This is a genomic window from Streptomyces europaeiscabiei (assembly GCF_001550375.1).
Lineage (GTDB): Bacteria > Actinomycetota > Actinomycetes > Streptomycetales > Streptomycetaceae > Streptomyces > Streptomyces europaeiscabiei.
This window is the reverse complement of record NZ_LRTR01000800.1, coordinates 24,389-40,756: the sequence shown is the minus strand read 5'-3', so window position 1 is coordinate 40,756 and position 16,368 is coordinate 24,389. Positions and strand designations below refer to the sequence as shown.

Annotated in this window: 13 protein-coding genes and 1 pseudogene; 5 read left to right on the top strand and 9 right to left on the bottom strand. The window is 70.0% G+C overall.

The annotated features are described in order from the left end of the window. Positions 1–132: 132 nt before the first annotated feature. From AWZ10_RS39420 to AWZ10_RS49110, 3 genes and pseudogenes are all read right to left on the bottom strand, one after another. Complete coding sequence (locus AWZ10_RS39420) at positions 133–588, bottom strand: MerR family DNA-binding protein (protein WP_060893452.1); 456 nt, start codon at positions 586–588, stop codon at positions 133–135. After that, positions 585–920, bottom strand: a complete 336-nt coding sequence (locus tag AWZ10_RS39415; protein WP_060893456.1) for a hypothetical protein — start codon at positions 918–920, stop codon at positions 585–587. Before AWZ10_RS39415 ends, AWZ10_RS39420 begins: the two co-directional genes overlap by 4 nt. A gap of 310 nt (positions 921–1,230) precedes the next feature. Beyond that, a pseudogene (locus AWZ10_RS49110) lies at positions 1,231–1,396 on the bottom strand (telomere-protecting terminal protein Tpg); the annotation flags it as partial. Positions 1,397–1,945: 549 nt separating this feature from the next. Here AWZ10_RS49110 and AWZ10_RS39405 point away from each other — a divergent pair. Then, positions 1,946–3,094 carry a pentapeptide repeat-containing protein gene (locus AWZ10_RS39405; protein WP_159058528.1) on the top strand — a complete coding sequence of 383 codons (1,149 nt, stop codon included), beginning with the start codon at positions 1,946–1,948 and terminating at the stop codon, positions 3,092–3,094. Positions 3,095–3,266: 172 nt separating this feature from the next. After that, positions 3,267–3,623 carry a hypothetical protein gene (locus AWZ10_RS39400; RefSeq protein WP_159058527.1) on the top strand — a complete coding sequence of 119 codons (357 nt, stop codon included), beginning with the start codon at positions 3,267–3,269 and terminating at the stop codon, positions 3,621–3,623. Positions 3,624–3,703: 80 nt separating this feature from the next. Here the strand turns inward: AWZ10_RS39400 and AWZ10_RS39395 are convergent, their stop codons facing one another. The 6 genes from AWZ10_RS39395 to AWZ10_RS51950 all read right to left on the bottom strand — a co-directional run bounded on the left by AWZ10_RS39395 (position 3,704) and on the right by AWZ10_RS51950 (position 6,807). After that, positions 3,704–4,273 carry a peptidase inhibitor family I36 protein gene (locus tag AWZ10_RS39395; protein WP_060893449.1) on the bottom strand — a complete coding sequence of 190 codons (570 nt, stop codon included), beginning with the start codon at positions 4,271–4,273 and terminating at the stop codon, positions 3,704–3,706. 357 nt (positions 4,274–4,630) lie between these two features. Next, positions 4,631–4,843: a substrate-binding domain-containing protein gene (locus tag AWZ10_RS39390; protein ID WP_060893448.1), complete on the bottom strand. Its 213-nt coding sequence runs from the start codon at positions 4,841–4,843 to the stop codon at positions 4,631–4,633. A gap of 191 nt (positions 4,844–5,034) precedes the next feature. After that, complete coding sequence (locus tag AWZ10_RS39385; RefSeq protein WP_060893447.1) at positions 5,035–5,550, bottom strand: putative immunity protein; 516 nt, start codon at positions 5,548–5,550, stop codon at positions 5,035–5,037. Positions 5,551–5,839: 289 nt separating this feature from the next. Continuing rightward, positions 5,840–6,457, bottom strand: a complete 618-nt coding sequence (locus AWZ10_RS39380; RefSeq protein ID WP_244172704.1) for an AAA family ATPase — start codon at positions 6,455–6,457, stop codon at positions 5,840–5,842. Between the two features lie 13 nt (positions 6,458–6,470). After that, positions 6,471–6,659, bottom strand: a complete 189-nt coding sequence (locus AWZ10_RS39375) for a hypothetical protein (RefSeq protein WP_060893446.1) — start codon at positions 6,657–6,659, stop codon at positions 6,471–6,473. 4 nt (positions 6,660–6,663) lie between these two features. Then, positions 6,664–6,807 carry a hypothetical protein gene (locus tag AWZ10_RS51950; RefSeq protein ID WP_159058526.1) on the bottom strand — a complete coding sequence of 48 codons (144 nt, stop codon included), beginning with the start codon at positions 6,805–6,807 and terminating at the stop codon, positions 6,664–6,666. A 325-nt stretch (positions 6,808–7,132) separates the two neighbouring features. Between AWZ10_RS51950 and AWZ10_RS39370 the strand changes: the two genes are divergently transcribed. The 3 genes from AWZ10_RS39370 to AWZ10_RS39360 all read left to right on the top strand — a co-directional run bounded on the left by AWZ10_RS39370 (position 7,133) and on the right by AWZ10_RS39360 (position 16,223). Continuing rightward, entirely contained in the window at positions 7,133–10,567 is a 3,435-nt protein-coding gene (locus tag AWZ10_RS39370; protein ID WP_060893445.1) for a S8 family serine peptidase, read from the top strand. 92 nt (positions 10,568–10,659) lie between these two features. Continuing rightward, on the top strand, positions 10,660–12,351 hold the full coding sequence (locus AWZ10_RS39365) for a rhamnogalacturonan lyase B N-terminal domain-containing protein (protein WP_060893444.1): 1,692 nt from the start codon (positions 10,660–10,662) through the stop codon (positions 12,349–12,351). A 107-nt stretch (positions 12,352–12,458) separates the two neighbouring features. Beyond that, a complete protein-coding gene (locus tag AWZ10_RS39360) occupies positions 12,459–16,223 on the top strand; it encodes an nSTAND1 domain-containing NTPase (protein WP_060893443.1) in 3,765 nt (1,254 codons plus the stop codon). The last annotated feature ends 145 nt before the right edge of the window (positions 16,224–16,368 follow it).

The following is a 16,368-nucleotide window of genomic DNA, read 5'->3' as shown; positions in this document are numbered from 1 at the left end:
AGCCAGCCCACCACGGCTCCGGCGCCGGCGCCGACGACGCCCGCCGCGATCAGGACGGGCAGCGCGCAGCACGCCACACAGGCCAGCGCGGCAAGGCCCCCGAGCGCCTTCGGCGCGCGTTGGTGGCGGGGGTCAGCAGCAGGGTCCGGCATGGCGGTTCTCCTCGGCGAGGTCGGTGAAGGGGATGGGAATGGGGCAGCCGGCCATCGACGCGCACGCGGTCAGGTCGTCACACCCGGCGTCGACGGCGGTGACCAGGGCGGCGCGGATCGTGGTCAGGTCGGCGATCTTTGCGTCGACCTCGGCGAGCTTGGCCGCGGCGCGCTCCTGGAGTCCCGGCACGGGGCGGCCGCGGCGGTGGCTGCCGGCCTCCAGCAGCTCGGCGACCTCCTCCAGCGTGAACCCGAGCCGCTGGGCGGCCTTGATCACTCGCAATGCGGTGACCGCGTCCTCGCTGTAGAGCCGGTGGCCGCCGGGGCTGCGGTCGGGTTCGGCGAGCAGGCCGCGCCGCTCGTAGTAGCGCGGGGTCTGGAGGTCCACTCCGGCCGCGTCCGCGACCTGCCCGCTGCGCAGAGGGCTGCCGTTCATGGCACATCCCGGCGGGCGACGTCGGTGGCCCGTTCCTGGAGGGCGTCCAGCACGGCCTCGTGCGTGCCGTCGACCTCGACGTACAGATTGATGTGCTCCGGGCCGGGGCGAACGGTGAAGGTGAAGAACGAGCAGCAGCCGCTCTCGCGGGCCACCAGGTCGCGCACCGACTCCTCCACGCCCTCACCGCCGGTGAGCACCAGCTCCAGCCGCAGCCTCTCGGGCCGGGACGCATCGGCCAGCCGCTTGGCGAACAGCGCATCGAATTCCGCGACCCGCAGCGGCTGCTCGGTGGTGGGCAGCGTGCAGGACTGCGGTACCCAGGTTGTCATGGTGAGCACTCCCGTCGTCGTGTCCTCGCGCCCGGTATGGGCAGGTACGTCTCCGACGGTAAACCTGTACCTGGGTACCGGTTGCAAGTCCGGCTCCCGGTTCGTTCAGCAGCAGTCGCAGCCCGGTCGGCAGCCGCAGGCATCGGCCTCGGCGCTGGTCGTCGGCGCCATCGCGGCTGTGGACGGTGCGCAGCAGCCCTTGCCCTGCCAGGCGTCGCGGCCTTCCTTGACTGCGATGGCGGGGATCACGAGGGCGGCGATCGGGTCGGCCCAGGACCAGCCGAGGGTGGCGTTGAGGGCCAGGCCGACCAGGAGGACGGCGGACAGGTACGTGCACAGCAGGGTCTGTTTTCCGTCGACCCGATCGGGGCGGTGTAGCCGAGGCGGACGCGGGTGTCGACGACGATGCCGCCGGTGGTCGCTGCCTTCTGCCGGGCTTTGGCCCGGATCTACGGCTGCCACCGGGCCTTCACCTCGTCGTTGACCACACGTTGCGACAGCTTCCGCGTGCCATCAGCACCGAGCATCAGGCAGTGGTGCTCGGCCTTGCCTGCATCCATACCAGCCCACAGTTGGGGCACGGCCGCCTCCGAAGTCGTCCCTTATCTTCGCAGCAGACGACCTCGCCAGCGTGTCCTTGCCAAGCGGTCTTTGCCGCGCATCCCAATGAGTGGTCGGGTCGTCGCGGGATGCCGGGCGGCCAATCGTTTGAAGCCACCACTGGGCTGGAGACACGCAGCCACACCCAGCACTCCTGGGCCTGGCCTTCCGATCCTACGAGTGACCGGAATCAACCACAGGAACAACGTAAGAGCCTGATTTCGATCCCAAGATCGCCGCTGGAGGGGGATGGCCCTCAGCGGTCTGTCCGGCGGTGCCAGCCATCTGGTGCGCGTGCTGTAGGTACGCCACGCTGGTTCAGCAGCAGGACCAGGGGAGGGCATGATGAGGTTGTCTACTTGCCTCTATGAACGTGCGGTCGGCTCCGTGATGGCCGATGGGGCCGTCTTGCCGGAGGATCGAGCTTGACCGCGGCTGAGCGAAATTCGAACCTGACGCCGCGCGGTGCCATGCGCTGGCCATTGGGCCTGCATATCGCTGTCGTACTGGTGCTGGCCGTAGCCGCAGTGATCACCGTCTTGGGACTACTGTGGCTGATGCTCGGGGCGCCCCAGGTTCAGGTGTCTGGACCGCTAAGGCCCGGTGATACATATGACGCCATCAAGATCGCACTGGCTGTTGTTGCGGGTGTCGGCGGGGTCGTGGCGCTCGTGGTCGCCTATCGGCGCCAGCATCTGAGTGAAGCGACCGATCTCCGCGAGTATGACAAGGCGCTGATCGAACGGTTCGGCGCCGCCGCCGAACAACTCGGGACAGACCAGCCAGCTGTACGCATGGCAGGCGCCTATGCCATGGCACGGCTCGCCGATGAATGGCCGCAGGAACGCCAGATGTGCATCGACGTACTGTGCGGCTACCTGAGAATGCCGCATGCTCCCGATCCGCCGACCGACGATCAGGCGCTGGCGTCGTGGCAGCGCGAGCGAGAGGTGCGCGTAACTGTCCTGAGGCTTATTGCCGCCCACCTGCGCGACGGTGCGCCCGCATCCTGGCAGGGCCACGATCTCGACTTCACGGGCGCCGTCCTTGTTGAAGCTGACTTCCGTGGCGCCCGCTTCACCGGCGGTGACATCCTGTTCGTCAAGGCCCTCTTCGCTGGCGACGGAACGGAACAGATCATCTTCGATGAGGCCAACTTCGCCGAGGACAGCCACGTCTATTTCCGGCTCGCCGAATTCCGCAGCGGCACCGTCCGCTTCAACCGTGCCACCTTCAGCGGCGGCTGGGTCACCTTCGACCATGCCCGCTTCACCGGTGGTCGCGTGACCTTCCGGGACGCTGCCTTCACAGCGGGCGAAGTCTCTTTCGAGGGAGCTGAGTTCTCCGACGGCATCGTCGACTTCACCGGCGCGACCTTTACCGGCAGCGCCGTAAACTTCGGTGAACGCCACCTCTCTTCCATTTATCGCACGGTACCGCCCGCTCACTTCAGCGGTGGCACCGTCGACTTGTCCCAGGTAGCCGACCTCAGGCACCCCCCGAAATTCGGCCTGCAGGTGACGCCCTCTGGGCTGCGGCTTCCCTCGGGCACCAGCATTTCTGACCTGCCTTGAGCTCGTCCTTGCCCGACGGCGGTCCTGAGAACCATCTCTGAAACTGCTTGTACGCAACAGCGTTTGCTGTGGGTTGCCATGGTCTTGTGCGGCAGGATGCTGCGGGCAGAGGCCGGGACTTGTCGCCGGCGGAGGGAGTGCCGGCGTCCCGTGCTGAGGGGTGGTGGGCTCCATGCCCACGAGCACGAAGGTCGGGAGCGTCTCCCGAGCGCGGTACGAGGAAATCATCGCCGAGGACCGGAAGCTCGTCGAGGTCGATACGAAGATCCAGTTAAAAATCGGTGACCATGCTTTGGAGATCGAGCCGATGCGGCCGCACGGCGGCTCGTTACCGGCTGCCGGTGAGGAACTGCTCGGAGTGCGGGAGACTCTGGAGTCGTACGCCGAGGACATAGGCGTCCCCTACAACCAAGGTCCGCCTCAACCGGCAGACGGCCAGCAAGTGTGCTATCTCCACTACGCCCGGAGGTCCCCCTTGATCAACTACCGACGGCCATGTGTCACCAACGTGGCGGCCGAGTACACCTAGCCAAGAGAAAGCCGGGAAACGGCCCAGGGCCGCCGAGCTGCAGCTCGGCGGCCCTGGGTTTATGGAATGGCTCTGTACGGTCAGGCGCACACCGAGCTGGCCCAGTCGTTGTAGGCACCGAGGTTGGAACTGTAGGCGTCGGTGCTGATGGAAATCTGGCCGCCTCTGCCGCCCTCGTCCCTGGCGAGCCACGCCCACGAATCCGACTGCCTGTTGCGCCAGGACGACGTCTTGTCGCTGAAGTCGTACTCGTTGAGGTTGTGCCAGTAGTAGTCGCTGAAGATCAGTCGGCGTCCCCCACCGTTGATGTGCTCGTACAGGCACGTCCAGTTGTCCGCGCACGCCGGCAGCGCCCTGGCGTTCACCCCGGCGCTACGCAGCAGGGGGTCGGCGGCCCGGTTGTAGCCCAGGGCCTTGTCCGCCTCCGCGTGGGTCTTGAAGCAGCGCACCGAGGTCTTGGAGTACACCACGCAGCTCTGTGCGGCGCCCCAGCCGTCGCGCTTGAGGTTGATCTTCTTCTGTCCCAGGGTGGCGACGGCGCCACCCGTCACCGAACCCGCCTTCGCCTCGGCGGCCGACGCCGGACCGGCGGCCAGTACGCCGGTCGCCGCGCAGGCGACTGCTATGAGAACCGAGCTGATTTTCTTCACTGTTCCCCCTCGATCAAAATGCGGAAGCGGTGATTCCCGCCTCCGGGGATCGATCCGACTCCTGGTTGTGCGGAAAGGAGGCATCGGTCCAATGCCTTGCCCCGGAATCGGGCACACGGGGCCCAAGTTCTTCTGTGGACCCCCTGTGGATAGAGAATCTCCATTGCTGAGGGCGAAGGGGTCAAGGAATTGCGCACCGGAAACTCGCTTTGGCTCAATTTCACCGTGCGTCACTTCGGCTTCTCAATGGTCCCGGCACGCTGTTGGGAGCGGCCCAGGAGCTGTGTCCGGTGGCGGGAGACCCGGACGCGGATGTGCGTACGCCCGGCCTCGGTCGGGGCAGTGGTGTCCGGTGGTTCAGGGGTGAGTTGGCGTCAGCGCCGCCGAGTTCCGCACGACGGCATGCGTGCCCAGCAGCAGGTGCTCGTCCGGGTCGTCCGGGGTGCGGTCGAGGGCGGTGCGGACGGCGCGGCGGCCCAGTTCCTCGTAGGGGACGCGGACCGTGGTGAGCCCCGGGTGCAGGTCGCTGTGTTGCGCGGCGTTGAAAATGCCGACGAAGGCGGCGTTCACGATGCCGACGGACTCTGACGGCGAGGCCCCGCCGATGGGTGTTCCGGCGGGGCCGTCGTCGGTGAGGTGTCGTCTTCTTCCGCAAGGTGCCGGTGGATCAGCAACCAACCTCGCAGCTGCGATAGCTCGGCGACCGAGCGGCGCTGGCGGCGATCAGTTTCGTGTGGACGGTGCTGGCGCCCGATGCGCGCTCAGCAGTCGAACACCGACCAGCAGATGTCGTTGCGCAATCGCTGGTCGTCAAGTACAAGCTCGCGAATCGCCTCCGGGAGCTGGTCGCGCTGCCACTGGCACTCGAGCCGTCCTGCGGGCTCACTCTCGTCTTTTGGTGCGGCAGCGCGTGCGGCCTTGATCGCATAGGCGGCCGCACCGAGTTCGTGCGCGGCGACGTGTGCGACGACTGCGGCCTGGCCGGCGGCGTAGGCGGCATGCCGTGCTGCGCCGCGCAGGTCTCGAGCCGCGCCCATTGCATGGCCGCCCGCCGCGCGTGCCTGCATCATCTTGACCTCGCCACGCACCCAGGCGCGGGCATGCTCGATCGCCTGGCGCGGCCGTGGGTCCTCAGGCTGAGCCGACTCGAAGAGGTCAAGGACGTGCTCCGCGCAAGCTGCCGCCCAAAGGGCGAGGAGATGGTGATCCGAATCAGTGAGGGTCCCACCACGGCGGATCGTCACGAAGCGAGGGTCCCTGACCTTCGGGAGGATCATGGTTGACATTCCTTCCTGCTGGTAGGAAGCGAAGCCTGCAAACCCGGTGGTCGATCCGCAAGCCCGGCTACCATCTCCCGGCCAGACGGGGCGAGTTCTCAGTCGCCGACCACCTCACTCACGGACGCGCGGGCGGCGGCCTCGTCGACCAGGTTTTTGCCGGTGGCGAACGCGGCGACGAGGGCCAGCAAGGAAAGGTTGTTGACCGCTCCGGGGTAGCCGCGCGAGGTCGTGTGGATCAGTGTGAGTGCGTCCTCGGTGAACAGCTGGTCCGGACGCCCGGCGATCTTCAGGTGGTGGGCGACGTAGCTGGTGGTTTCGGTGGAGTCATGCCCGGCATCGTGTAGCGCAGGGCAGCGCGCTGTTCCAGGGCGGCCAGGACAGCGAGTTTCATGGTGCGTCCGAGGGTGGGCCGGCCGACAGCAGGCAGGACAGCGGGGAGTCCTGGTCCATGCCCTGGTTGGTGAGCATGCGGATGGATTTCAGCTGTTCGTAGGACATCAGATGAGCCTCGTCGAACAACGAGGACGGGGCTGCGTCCGCGTTCCTCGCGTTCGGCCAGCAGGACCCTGCCGGTCTGGACGGTCAGCCGGGAGCCCAGGTGGGAGGGGATCTGGCCGAAGGTGTTCACGATCGCTTCCTGGATGCGGACCCCGATCATCGGGTTGGGGATGTCGACGACGCTGTATTTCGAGGGGTCGAGGGCGTCCAGGCAGGTGCGGACGGAGACGGTCTTGCCGGCGCCGACATCGCCGCTGACCACGCCGATGGAGCGTTCGGCGATGTACCAGGAGATGCGGGCGACGTCCTGGTTGTGGGAGTCGTGCCGGTGCAGCATGCCCGGCGCGAGGTTGCGGCCGAACGGCACGCGCTCGAACCCATAGTGGGCCCGCAGTTTCTCAATCACGTTGATTCACCGGTCAGTTCGCAGGTGAGGACTGGAGGTGTTCGGTGGCCAGCTCCAGCCCGGCGGTGATCCGGTCGTTGGCGGTGTCGAAACCGAAGTGGGCGGCCAGCGCCTCGTCCACGTCGTCGCCGCAGGCTTCGAAGAAGCTGTGCAGCTCTTTCAGGGCCACCGCCCAGCCGCCTGTGGCCAGGGGCTCTGCCATCGGCTCAGCCCTCGGCGGCGGTGTCGGTCAGTTCGACGGCATCGGCGGGCGGATCGGCCAGCGCCGCGTAGTTGATCTTCCGTCCGAGGTGGTCGGAGTGCGCGTTGTCGACCAGGCCGAGGTAGAGGTAGTCGATGCCAGTGGTCACGCTGGGTTCCTCGGCAGGCACTTCGGGCCCGGGACAACCGCCACGCCGACCTGGTCGCAGCAGGTCGGCGTGGCGGAAGTCCGGGCTTCAAGGACACAGCCGCCCCCGTGCATCTACACCAGGCCTGGCAGGCCGGTGCCCGTCGCTCGCACCGGTCGGGGGCGTTGACGCTCCGCATTTTTTAGTGCTGGTCAGGGCCTACTTATCAACTCCCCGGCCTTGCAGAGTCGGTGCCGGCTGGTGACACGCCCTCGCCATCGGCCCTTCCACTCGCGTACGCGGCGTCGTACGGACCACGCACCGACCACGGGTAAGGGACTTTCCTTTGCAGCGCAAGCACCAGCGGACGAGAAGCAGACCGCGCGGACACGGCGCAACGGCATTCGGCATCGCCGCCGCGCTCGCCCTGGCCGGCCTCACCGCCACGGCTACGGTCACCTCCGCCGCACCGGTCAGACCGGCAGACGTGCCCACCGTGTCCCCGGGCGGCCTGCCCAAGCCGGCCGCGCGCGTGACACTGCTGACCGGTGACACCGTCGGCCTGGACCGCACCGGCCGGGTGGTCGAGGTGCGGCCGGGCCAGGGCCGTAGCGGCATCGGCTACTCGGTACGGCGCTTCGCCGGGCACACCTACGTCGTTCCGCTGGACGCGACGAGGCTGCTGGGCAGCGGCCGGCTGGACCGCCGGCTGTTCGACGTCACTCAGTTGGTCAAGGACGGCTACGACGACGCGCACCGCAAGCAGGTGCCGCTGATCGTCTCCTACAACGGCTCCAGTCGTGTGCAGAAGGGGGCCAAGGAATCCCTCTTCGCCGCCGAGGCGGATGTCACGCACCGGCTGCCGGCCATCCACGGCGACGCGCTGGCCGCCGACAAGCCGGACGCGGGCAAGGTGTGGCGGGCGCTGACCGACTCCGTCGGCGGCCGCGCCGCCGTGACCACCGCCCCCGGTATCGACCGGGTGTGGCTGGACGGCCGGGTCAGGATCAGCGCCCAGGACACCGTCGCTCCCGACCCGCACGGAGGGGTCGCGCAAATCGGGGCCCCGACGGCCTGGAAGGCGGGCTATAGCGGCAAGGGCGTCAAGGTCGCCGTCCTGGACACCGGCATCGACGCCACCCACCCGGACCTGAAGGGCAGGATCCTCAAGGCCAAGAACTTCACCGGCTCCGACTCCGCCGACGACAGGCAGGGCCATGGCACCCACGTGGCCTCCACCATCGTGGGCTCCGGCGTGAAGAGCGGCGGGAAGTACGAGGGCGTGGCTCCCGGAGCGGAGTTGCTCGTCGGCAAGGTCCTGGACGACACGGGTTTCGGCGACGACTCGACCATCATCGCCGGTATGCAGTGGGCTGTGGCGCAGGGCGCCAAGGTCGTCAACATGAGTCTCGGCTCGCCCGACACCGTGGACGTCGACCCTCTGGAGAAGGCCGTGAACGACCTGTCGGCCTCCTCCCACACCTTGTTCGTGATCGCCGCCGGCAACTCCGGCCCGTCGGACTCCACGATCGGCACTCCTGGGTCAGCCGCGGCGGCTCTGACGGTGGCCGCCGTCGACCGCGACGACAAGATCGCCTCCTGGTCCAGCCGCGGTCCCACCGCCGACGGCCGCCTCAAGCCGGACATCGCCGCGCCCGGCGTCGACATCATCGCCGCGAAGGCCGCCCACGGCATCGAGGGCAATGACGAGGCGCCCGGCTACGTGTCGATGTCCGGCACCTCGATGGCCACCCCGCACGCCGCCGGCGCTGCCGCCATCCTGGCCCAGGAGCACCCCGACTGGACGGGCGAGCAGCTCAAGTCCGCCCTCACCGCCTCGGCGAAGACGCTGGGCGGCGTGACCGCGTACGACGTCGGTGTCGGCCGGGCCGACCTGACCCGGGCGATCGACGCCACCGTCGGCAGCGAGCCGTCCTCCGTCGACTTCGGCACCCCGAACCCCTGGCCGCACAACGACGACACCCCCGTCACCAGGACCGTCACCTACCGCAACGACGGCTCCCGGCCGGTCACCCTTGATCTGGACGCCACCGCGACCGGCCCTGACGGCGAGACGGCGCCCACCGGCATGGTCGGCGTCTCCCCCGCCCGGCTGACCGTCCCGGCCGGCGGCACCGCGCGGGCGACGGTCACGGCCGACACCCGGCTCGGCAGCGCCGACGGCGCCTACTCCGGCGCTGTCACCGCGAGCGGTGACGGGCAGAGCGTGCGCACCGCCCTGGTGGTGGACCGCGAGGTCGAGACACACACGCTGACCCTGGTCACCACCCGCCGGGACGGCAAGCGCGACAACGAGCCGGACGTCACCGTGGCGGGGCTGGAAACCGGCAAACAGTTCACGCCCTACGACGACGGCAAGGCGCAGCGCGGCACGGTCACCCTGCGGCTGCCCCGAGGGCGCTACGTGATCAGCGCGACGACCATCAGCCCGGCAGGGCAGTCCGCCCAGTTGGTCGCTCCCCATCTCGTGCTCGACCACGACACCACCGTCGCCCTCGACGGGCGCAAGGCCAAACCCGTGAAGGTGACTGCTCCGGACCCCCGGGCCACCCTGCGCGCCGGCCAGGTCGTCTTCGCCGCCCGCGGAACCAAACCGGCCTACGACCTCGCCATCGGCACCGACCTCGACGCCAAGGACACCTTCCTCGGCCAGATCGGCCCGAACGCCCCCGTGGGCTCCTTCATCGCCCAGGCCGGCGGCATCTGGCAGCGCACCGCGACCTCCCCCGCGTACAACCTGGTGACCACGCGCACCGGCGGTTTCTTCGACGGCCTCACCCGTACCTTCGCCTCCACCCGGGGCATGGCCAGGGTGAACACCTCCGTCGCCACGGCCCTGGCCCGGGCGAACACCGCACAGAACAACGCGTGGACCACGCCGGGCTGGCCGACGCTCGACCAGGCCACGTCCACCCTCGAAGGGCCGCTGCGTTCGGCGCCGACCGCCAAGATCGTGCAGTACCTGTCGACCGACCACGGTGTGCGCTGGATCCTCGGCGCCCGGACGCAGAACGGTACGGACGGAGAGGGCGTGACCGCCTTCGCCACCTCGCGCCGCTTCGCACAGGACCATACGTACCGGGTCACTCTGGACGGCGGTGTCCACGGCCCGATCGTGACACCGACGACGGTCGTGGGCGGTCTGCGGGTCGGCCGGTACTACGCGCTGTGCGTGCCCATGTTCTCGGACGGGCCCGGCAACTTCTCGTACTCCGTGCAGACCAGCGTCCACACGCGGCTCACCTCCGGCAGCAAGGTCGTAGGCGACTTCACCGAGGACACCTGCCCGAACACCTACTCCAACCTGCCGGCCGGGACAGCGCGCTTCAAGTTGTCCATCACCGCCGACCGCAGCAAGGGCTACAAGATCAGTGACCACGTGGCAGGCGTGTGGACCTTCACCTCGGCGAACACGCCCGAGACCCAGGTGGCCGCCTGGCCGCTGTCCGTGGTCCGTTTCCACCCGAAGCTGAGCCTGACCGGCAGCGCGAAGGCGGGCGCCCGGATCACCGTCCCGCTGTCCCTGCAGGGCCCGGCGGCGGCCAAGGGGCACCTGAAGTCGCTGGCCGTGAAGGTGTCGTACGACGGCGGACGCACGTGGAAGCCGGTCACCGTGCACAGCGTGGCGAGCGGCAGGCCTTACCTGGCCCTTACCAACCCGAAGCGGCCCGGCACCGTCTCCTTCAGGGCGGACCTCGCCGACATCGCCGGCAACACCTACACCGGTACGGTCCGCACCGCCTACCGCACCGTCCGGTAACCGGAAAGCACCCCGGCGGTGGTGGCCCGGTCCGGCCGCCACCGCCGCGCACACCACAGCCCGTCAGTCTCTTGCTCACGAACGGAACCACCATGGCCGCACACGGTCGCCGACGTCTGACCCGCCGCGATGTCCTGCTCAGAACCGCCGCCGGCGGGCTTGTCCTCGGCGGGGGTGCCGCCGTCGCCGGGCCTCTCCTGTCCACCGCCGACGCGGCGCCCAGTGCCTTCGGGTATCGCGACGACGGACGGGCCTACGTCATCACCACCGGTGCCGACCTGGTCTTCAAGGTCGACCACCGCAACGGCGACCTGACCTCCCTGGTCCACAAGGACACCGAGTACCAGGGGTACGGCAACCGCAACTCCCATGTCGAGACAGGGCTCGGCGCCTCGTCCGTGAGCATCCGCAAGACCGGCGACACGATCCTGGTCACCATCGTGCACGGCACGATGCACCACTACTACGCCGCCCGCCGGGGCGAGAACAACGTCTACATGTGGACGAACAAGGCGGACGCCTCCATTACCGCCACCCGCTACATCGTCCGCGTCAGGCCCGGCCTGTTCCCCAACAACAACCCCGACACCTGGGACGCCCGCACCGACACCCTCATCGAGGCCCAGGACATCCGCCGCAAGCCCAACGGCACCACCCGCTCCAAGCACTACTCCGGCCAGCGCGTCATCGACTACGACCACGTCGGCTGGAGCGACGGCAAGACCGGTATGTGGATGGTGCGCAGCAACCACGAGAAGGCCTCCGGCGGCCCTTTCTACCGCTCGCTCATGCGCCACCGCTACGAGGACGGCGCCGGGCTGTACGAGATCCTCTACTACGGCGAGAACCAGACCGAGCCGATGCGCTTCGGCCTCCAAGGCCCCTACGTCCTCGCCTTCACCGACGGCGGCGCACCCGCCCGCTCCCTCTCCCACGACGCCATCGACACCTCCTGGGCCGACGCTCTGGGCCTGGTCGGCTGGGTCGGCCGCGCCGACCGCGGGCGGGCCGCCGGCGTGGGCATCAGCGGCCGGAGCGACGGCCACGCCTACACCGTGGGCTTCGCGAACGCCGCCGCCCAGTACTGGGCCAAGACCGACGCGGCCACCGGGCACTTCCTCTCCCCGTACATGCTCCCGGGCACCTACACGCTCACCGTGTACAAGGACGAACTCGCCGTCCACACCACCGCGGTCACCGCCACGGCCGGGAAGACGACGGCCCTGCACACCCTGAAGATCAGCGCCGATCCGAGCCGGAACCCCGCGATCTGGCGCATCGGCGACTGGACCGGCACCCCCGGCGGCTTCAGGAACGCCTCCCTGATGACCGCCATGCACCCCTCCGACGCAAGGGCCAGGCCCTGGACCACCGGCGTCCACACGGTGGGCTCCTCGTCCCCGGCGGACTTCCCCTGCTACCAGTGGGCGGACATCAACAACAAACTGAAGATCCGCTTCAGGCTGACGCAGCAGCAGTTGGCCTCCGGCCACACGCTCAACATCGGCATCACCACCGCCTTCGCGAACGGCCGCCCCCGGATCAGGGTCAACAACTGGCTCTCGGCCGTCCCCCAGCCCGCCAAGGAACCCACGACCCGCTCGCTGACCGTCGGCTCCTACCGCGGCAACAACCACACGTACAGCTACGCCATCCCGGCCAGCGCCTGGACCAAGTCCGCCGACGCCTACCAGGAGCTGACGATCGACATCGTCAGCGGCTCCGGCGGCACCGCCTACCTCAGCCCCGGGGTGTCGTACGACGCCATCGAGCTGATGCCCTGATCCCGAGGCGGTCCCCGCCTCATCGGCTGGGGCCGGGATTGCCTCCCGACAGGTGAAAACGTAGGTTGAGCACCGTTTCTTGTTCGATGGTTGAAAGGTGCCACCAAGTGGGCCGACGAGAAAAACCAGTCGACCCCAGTGCCGGTCCGGTCCAGCGCCTCGCACACGACCTGCGCCTGCTGAGAGAGAAGGCCGGGAAGCCGCCGTACCGGGAGATGGCCGAGCGGGCGGGCTACTCCACGACCGCGCTGTCGCAGGCCGCGGCCGGTGACCAGTTGCCGACACCGGTGGTGGTCCGCGCGTACGTGGAGGCGCTCGACGGCGACCCGGACGAGTGGGAGGCCCGCTGGCGGGAGGCGGACGCCGAGCTCCGCGCTCCCGCGGCCGACGAGCGGGCTCCGTACCGGGGGCTGGCCCGCTTCGAACCGGCCGACAGCGACCTGTTCTTCGGCAGGGACGCACTGGCTCGCGACCTCCTGCACCTGGCGCGCGCGCACCGGTTCGCGGCGGTGTTCGGGCCCTCCGGCACCGGCAAGTCCTCGCTGCTGCGGGCCGGCCTCGTCCCGCAGCTGCGGGAAAGCGAGGGCACCGGCCGACCGGCGGTGATCCGGGTCCTCACCCCTGGCGAGCGGCCCGCCCACACGCACGGGCCGGCGCTCGTTCCCCAGGACGCTGAGCTGGACACCTGGGTGATCGTCGACCAGTTCGAGGAGCTGTTCACCCTCTGCCACGACCGCGAGGAGCGGGACCGCTTCCTGGACCTGCTGCTCGGCGCGCGGGAGCCGGAGAGCCGCCTGCGGGTGGTGGTCGCGGTGCGCGGCGACTTCTACGGCCACTGTGCCGAACACCGGGAGCTGGCGGAGGCCGTCAGTCACGCGAACCTGCTGGTCGGCCCGATGAACGGGGACGAGCTGCGGGAGGTCGTCACAGGCCCGGCCGCCGCGGCGGGGCTCAACGTGGAGCGGGCCCTGACCGCGCGGATCATCGAGGAGGTCGGCGACCGGCCGGGCGCGCTGCCGATGCTCTCGCACGCCCTGCTGGAGACGTGGCGCCGTCGCCGGGGCCGCACGCTGACGCTGGCCGCGTACGAGGAGACGGGTGGCGTCCGCGGGGCGATCGCGGCCACTGCTGAAGAGGTGTACGGCGGCCTGACCGTGCGTCAGGCCCGGAACGCCCGCTGGATCCTGCTGCGGCTGATCGCACCCGGCGGCTGCGCTTTCGAGCAAGGTCCGGCCCTCCCAGCGGGCGCCCCCGACACGCGCCGCCCGGCATCCCGCGCCGAGCTGACCGGAGCGGACGCGCAGGACGTACTGGAACGTCTTGCCGCCGCCCGTCTGATCACCCTTGACGGCGACACCGTCGAGCTGGCCCACGAGGCGCTGATTACGAGCTGGCCCCGGCTGGCGGGCTGGATCGAGGAGAGCCGGGAGCGGCTGCACGCGCAGCGACTGCTCGGCGAGGCCGCTCGCGCCTGGGACGGGCTGGACCGCGATCCCGGCGCCTTGTACCGGGGTACCCGGCTGGCCCGGGCCGAGGAACTGTTCGCCGGCAAGGGGGCGGGGGCCGGGCGGAGGGGCGAGGACGACGACCTGGCCATGCTGGAGCGGGCGTTTCTCACCGCTTCCCTGGAGGCCCGGGACGCCGAGCGGGACGCCGGGGCACGCACCGCCCGTCGAACGCGCGCGCTCACGGTGGGTCTGTCGGTTTTCCTCGTGTGCGCGCTGGCGGCCGGCCTGCTTGCCTGGCAGCGCGACCGGGCGAGCGCGCAGGAGTCCGCGAAGGCCGCCGCTCGCCGCCTGTCCACGATCGCCGACAGCCTGCGTTCCAGCGACCCGCGCACCGCCGCCCTGCTCGGCGTCGCGGCGTGGAAGCTCGCTCCGCTGACCGAGTCGCGCTCCGCGCTGCTGGCGGCGCTGGCCCAGCCGGAACGGGACGCCTTCACCGACCCGCAGACGGGAAGAGATGTCCGGCGCTTCCTCACCGACCGCGGCCGGAGTCTCGTCAGCGTGGTGGACAGCAGGGTGAGTGTGTGGAGCGTCGCCGACCACCGGATCACCGCGACCTACCACCTGCCCAGCGGTATGGAGGTGACGGCCGCCGGTGCCGATTCCCGTTTCCTCGATCTCACCGGGCCGGACGGTGAGGTGCTGTGGGACCTCGCCGCCGGGAAGCCCGCTGCCGAACTGGGCGACGCCATGCTGGTGGGCACCTCGGACGACGGAAGCACGTACGTCACCGGCCCAGCGGGCGAAGGAGGCACCGTGCGCGTGCAGCGGACCGACGGCGCGAGAACCGCTTTCTCGGCCGGGGCCCCGGAGGGTCTGTCCATGACGGCCGTCAGCCCGGACGGTCGGCTGCTGGCGCTGTGCCCGGCCGGGGCCCCGCCGCAGGTGTGGGACACCGTCCGGCACCGGCGGCTGACGGGAGACTGGGACAAGGCCGACCCCGCCGTCTGCGGCACCGGCACGGGCGCGGACAGCGGATCCCGCCTCCTGCGGTTCAGCGCGAACGGCCGGCGCCTGGCCGGCGTCTACGGTACGGCCAGCGCAGTCTGGGACGTGGGCAGCGGGCGCACCGCCGCCGACTTCCAAAGTGGTGGGATCTCCGGGTTCACGCAGCTCGCCCTCTCCCCAGACGGGCGGTTCCTGGCCACGGCCGACGACCAGGAGATCGCCGTGTGGCGACTGGGCAACGGGGGCACCCTGACCTACCAGCGGCCGTTGTCCGGCGCTGAAGTAAGGGGCCTGACCTGGGATCCGGGCAAGCAACGCGCCCTGCGCTACCTGGACGGCGCCACGGTGCACAGCTACGACCTCACCGACCGCCTCCGCGCTCCATGGCAGGCCACCGAGGCCGATGCGACCGCCCTGAGTCCCGACGGCACATCACTGGCCACCGTCGCCCGGTCCGGCGGCGGCTACCGGTTCGAGTTGCGCTCCACCAGCTCGGACAAGGTGCTCGGCCGGGCCACCCTCGGCCCCCTGCCCTCGCCGGACAGCACAACAAGCCCGTTGCTGTCCTTCAGTCCGGACGGCCGGTCGCTCGTCGTCGCCGACACCACCTCGTCGCAGGGCTCCCTGCGGCTGCGGTTCACCCTGTGGGACGTGCCGGCGCACAGGGTGCGCACGTCCTTCGACACCTCCGGCGCCGCCGACCGTCCCCTGGCCGGTCTCGCTGCGGGTCCCGGGGGGCGGACTCTGCTGGCCCTGCGCGAAGGCGGGGCCGAGGTGTGGGACACCGCACGCGGCCGCAGGTCACGGATCCTGCACGGCGTGTCCGAGACGGCCCTGGCTCTCCGGCCGGACGGGCGGCTGCTGGTCGGCTACGACGACGAGTACGCCAACCCGGCGTCCGGCAAGGTCACCGGGCGCGCCTTGGCCGACGGCCGGGAGGTCACCGCGCTCGCCTTCAGTCCCGACAGCAAGCGGCTGGCCGTCGGCGACAAGACCGGGCGCGTCACCCTCTGGGACGGCGACGTCCGGCGTCGCACGGGCGTGCTGGCCGGCACCGCCGACACGGTCTCCCGGGGCGAGCCCGAGCCCGTCACCGCGCTCGCCTTCTCCGCCGACGGCCACACCCTCGCCGTGGGCGGGAGGGCCGGCACGCTGCGGCTGTGGGACACCGACAGCCGGCAGCGGCTCGGCAGCGATCTGCCGACCTCCGGTGACGGGATCGACTCCCTCTCCTTCGCCCGCGACGGAGGCATGGTCTACGCCTCCGCCCCGGACGTGCCACTCCAGGGTCTGCCCATCGCTCCGGACCAGGCCGTCCGCACCGTCTGCGAGCGAGCGGGCGGCGGGCTCACCCGGGCCCAGTGGCATACGTACGTGCCGGACGCCCCGTACCGGGAGGTGTGTCCCGCTCAGCGCTGAGGGAGCCATGATCGGAAGCGGAGGATTGTTCAGAGCGACACCGAGGGTCGCTGAAAAACGGCCCTGACCTGGAACATCGAGAGCGCAACGGCCGTCCGCGCACTTCCTGCGCAGGGCGGCCGACCGGCGTCCGTTCCGCGACGCC

What these genes read in the sequence shown, in the direction of transcription:
- AWZ10_RS39420 (WP_060893452.1), bottom strand. Translation starts at nt 588, where the DNA reads ATGAACGGCAGCCCTCTGCGCAGCGGGCAGGTCGCGGACGCGGCCGGA.
- AWZ10_RS39385 (WP_060893447.1), bottom strand. Translation starts at nt 5,550, where the DNA reads ATGATCCTCCCGAAGGTCAGGGACCCTCGCTTCGTGACGATCCGCCGT.
- AWZ10_RS39365 (WP_060893444.1), top strand. Translation starts at nt 10,660, where the DNA reads ATGGCCGCACACGGTCGCCGACGTCTGACCCGCCGCGATGTCCTGCTC.
- AWZ10_RS39415 (WP_060893456.1), bottom strand. Translation starts at nt 920, where the DNA reads ATGACAACCTGGGTACCGCAGTCCTGCACGCTGCCCACCACCGAGCAG.
- AWZ10_RS39400 (WP_159058527.1), top strand. Translation starts at nt 3,267, where the DNA reads ATGCCCACGAGCACGAAGGTCGGGAGCGTCTCCCGAGCGCGGTACGAG.
- AWZ10_RS39375 (WP_060893446.1), bottom strand. Translation starts at nt 6,659, where the DNA reads ATGGCAGAGCCCCTGGCCACAGGCGGCTGGGCGGTGGCCCTGAAAGAG.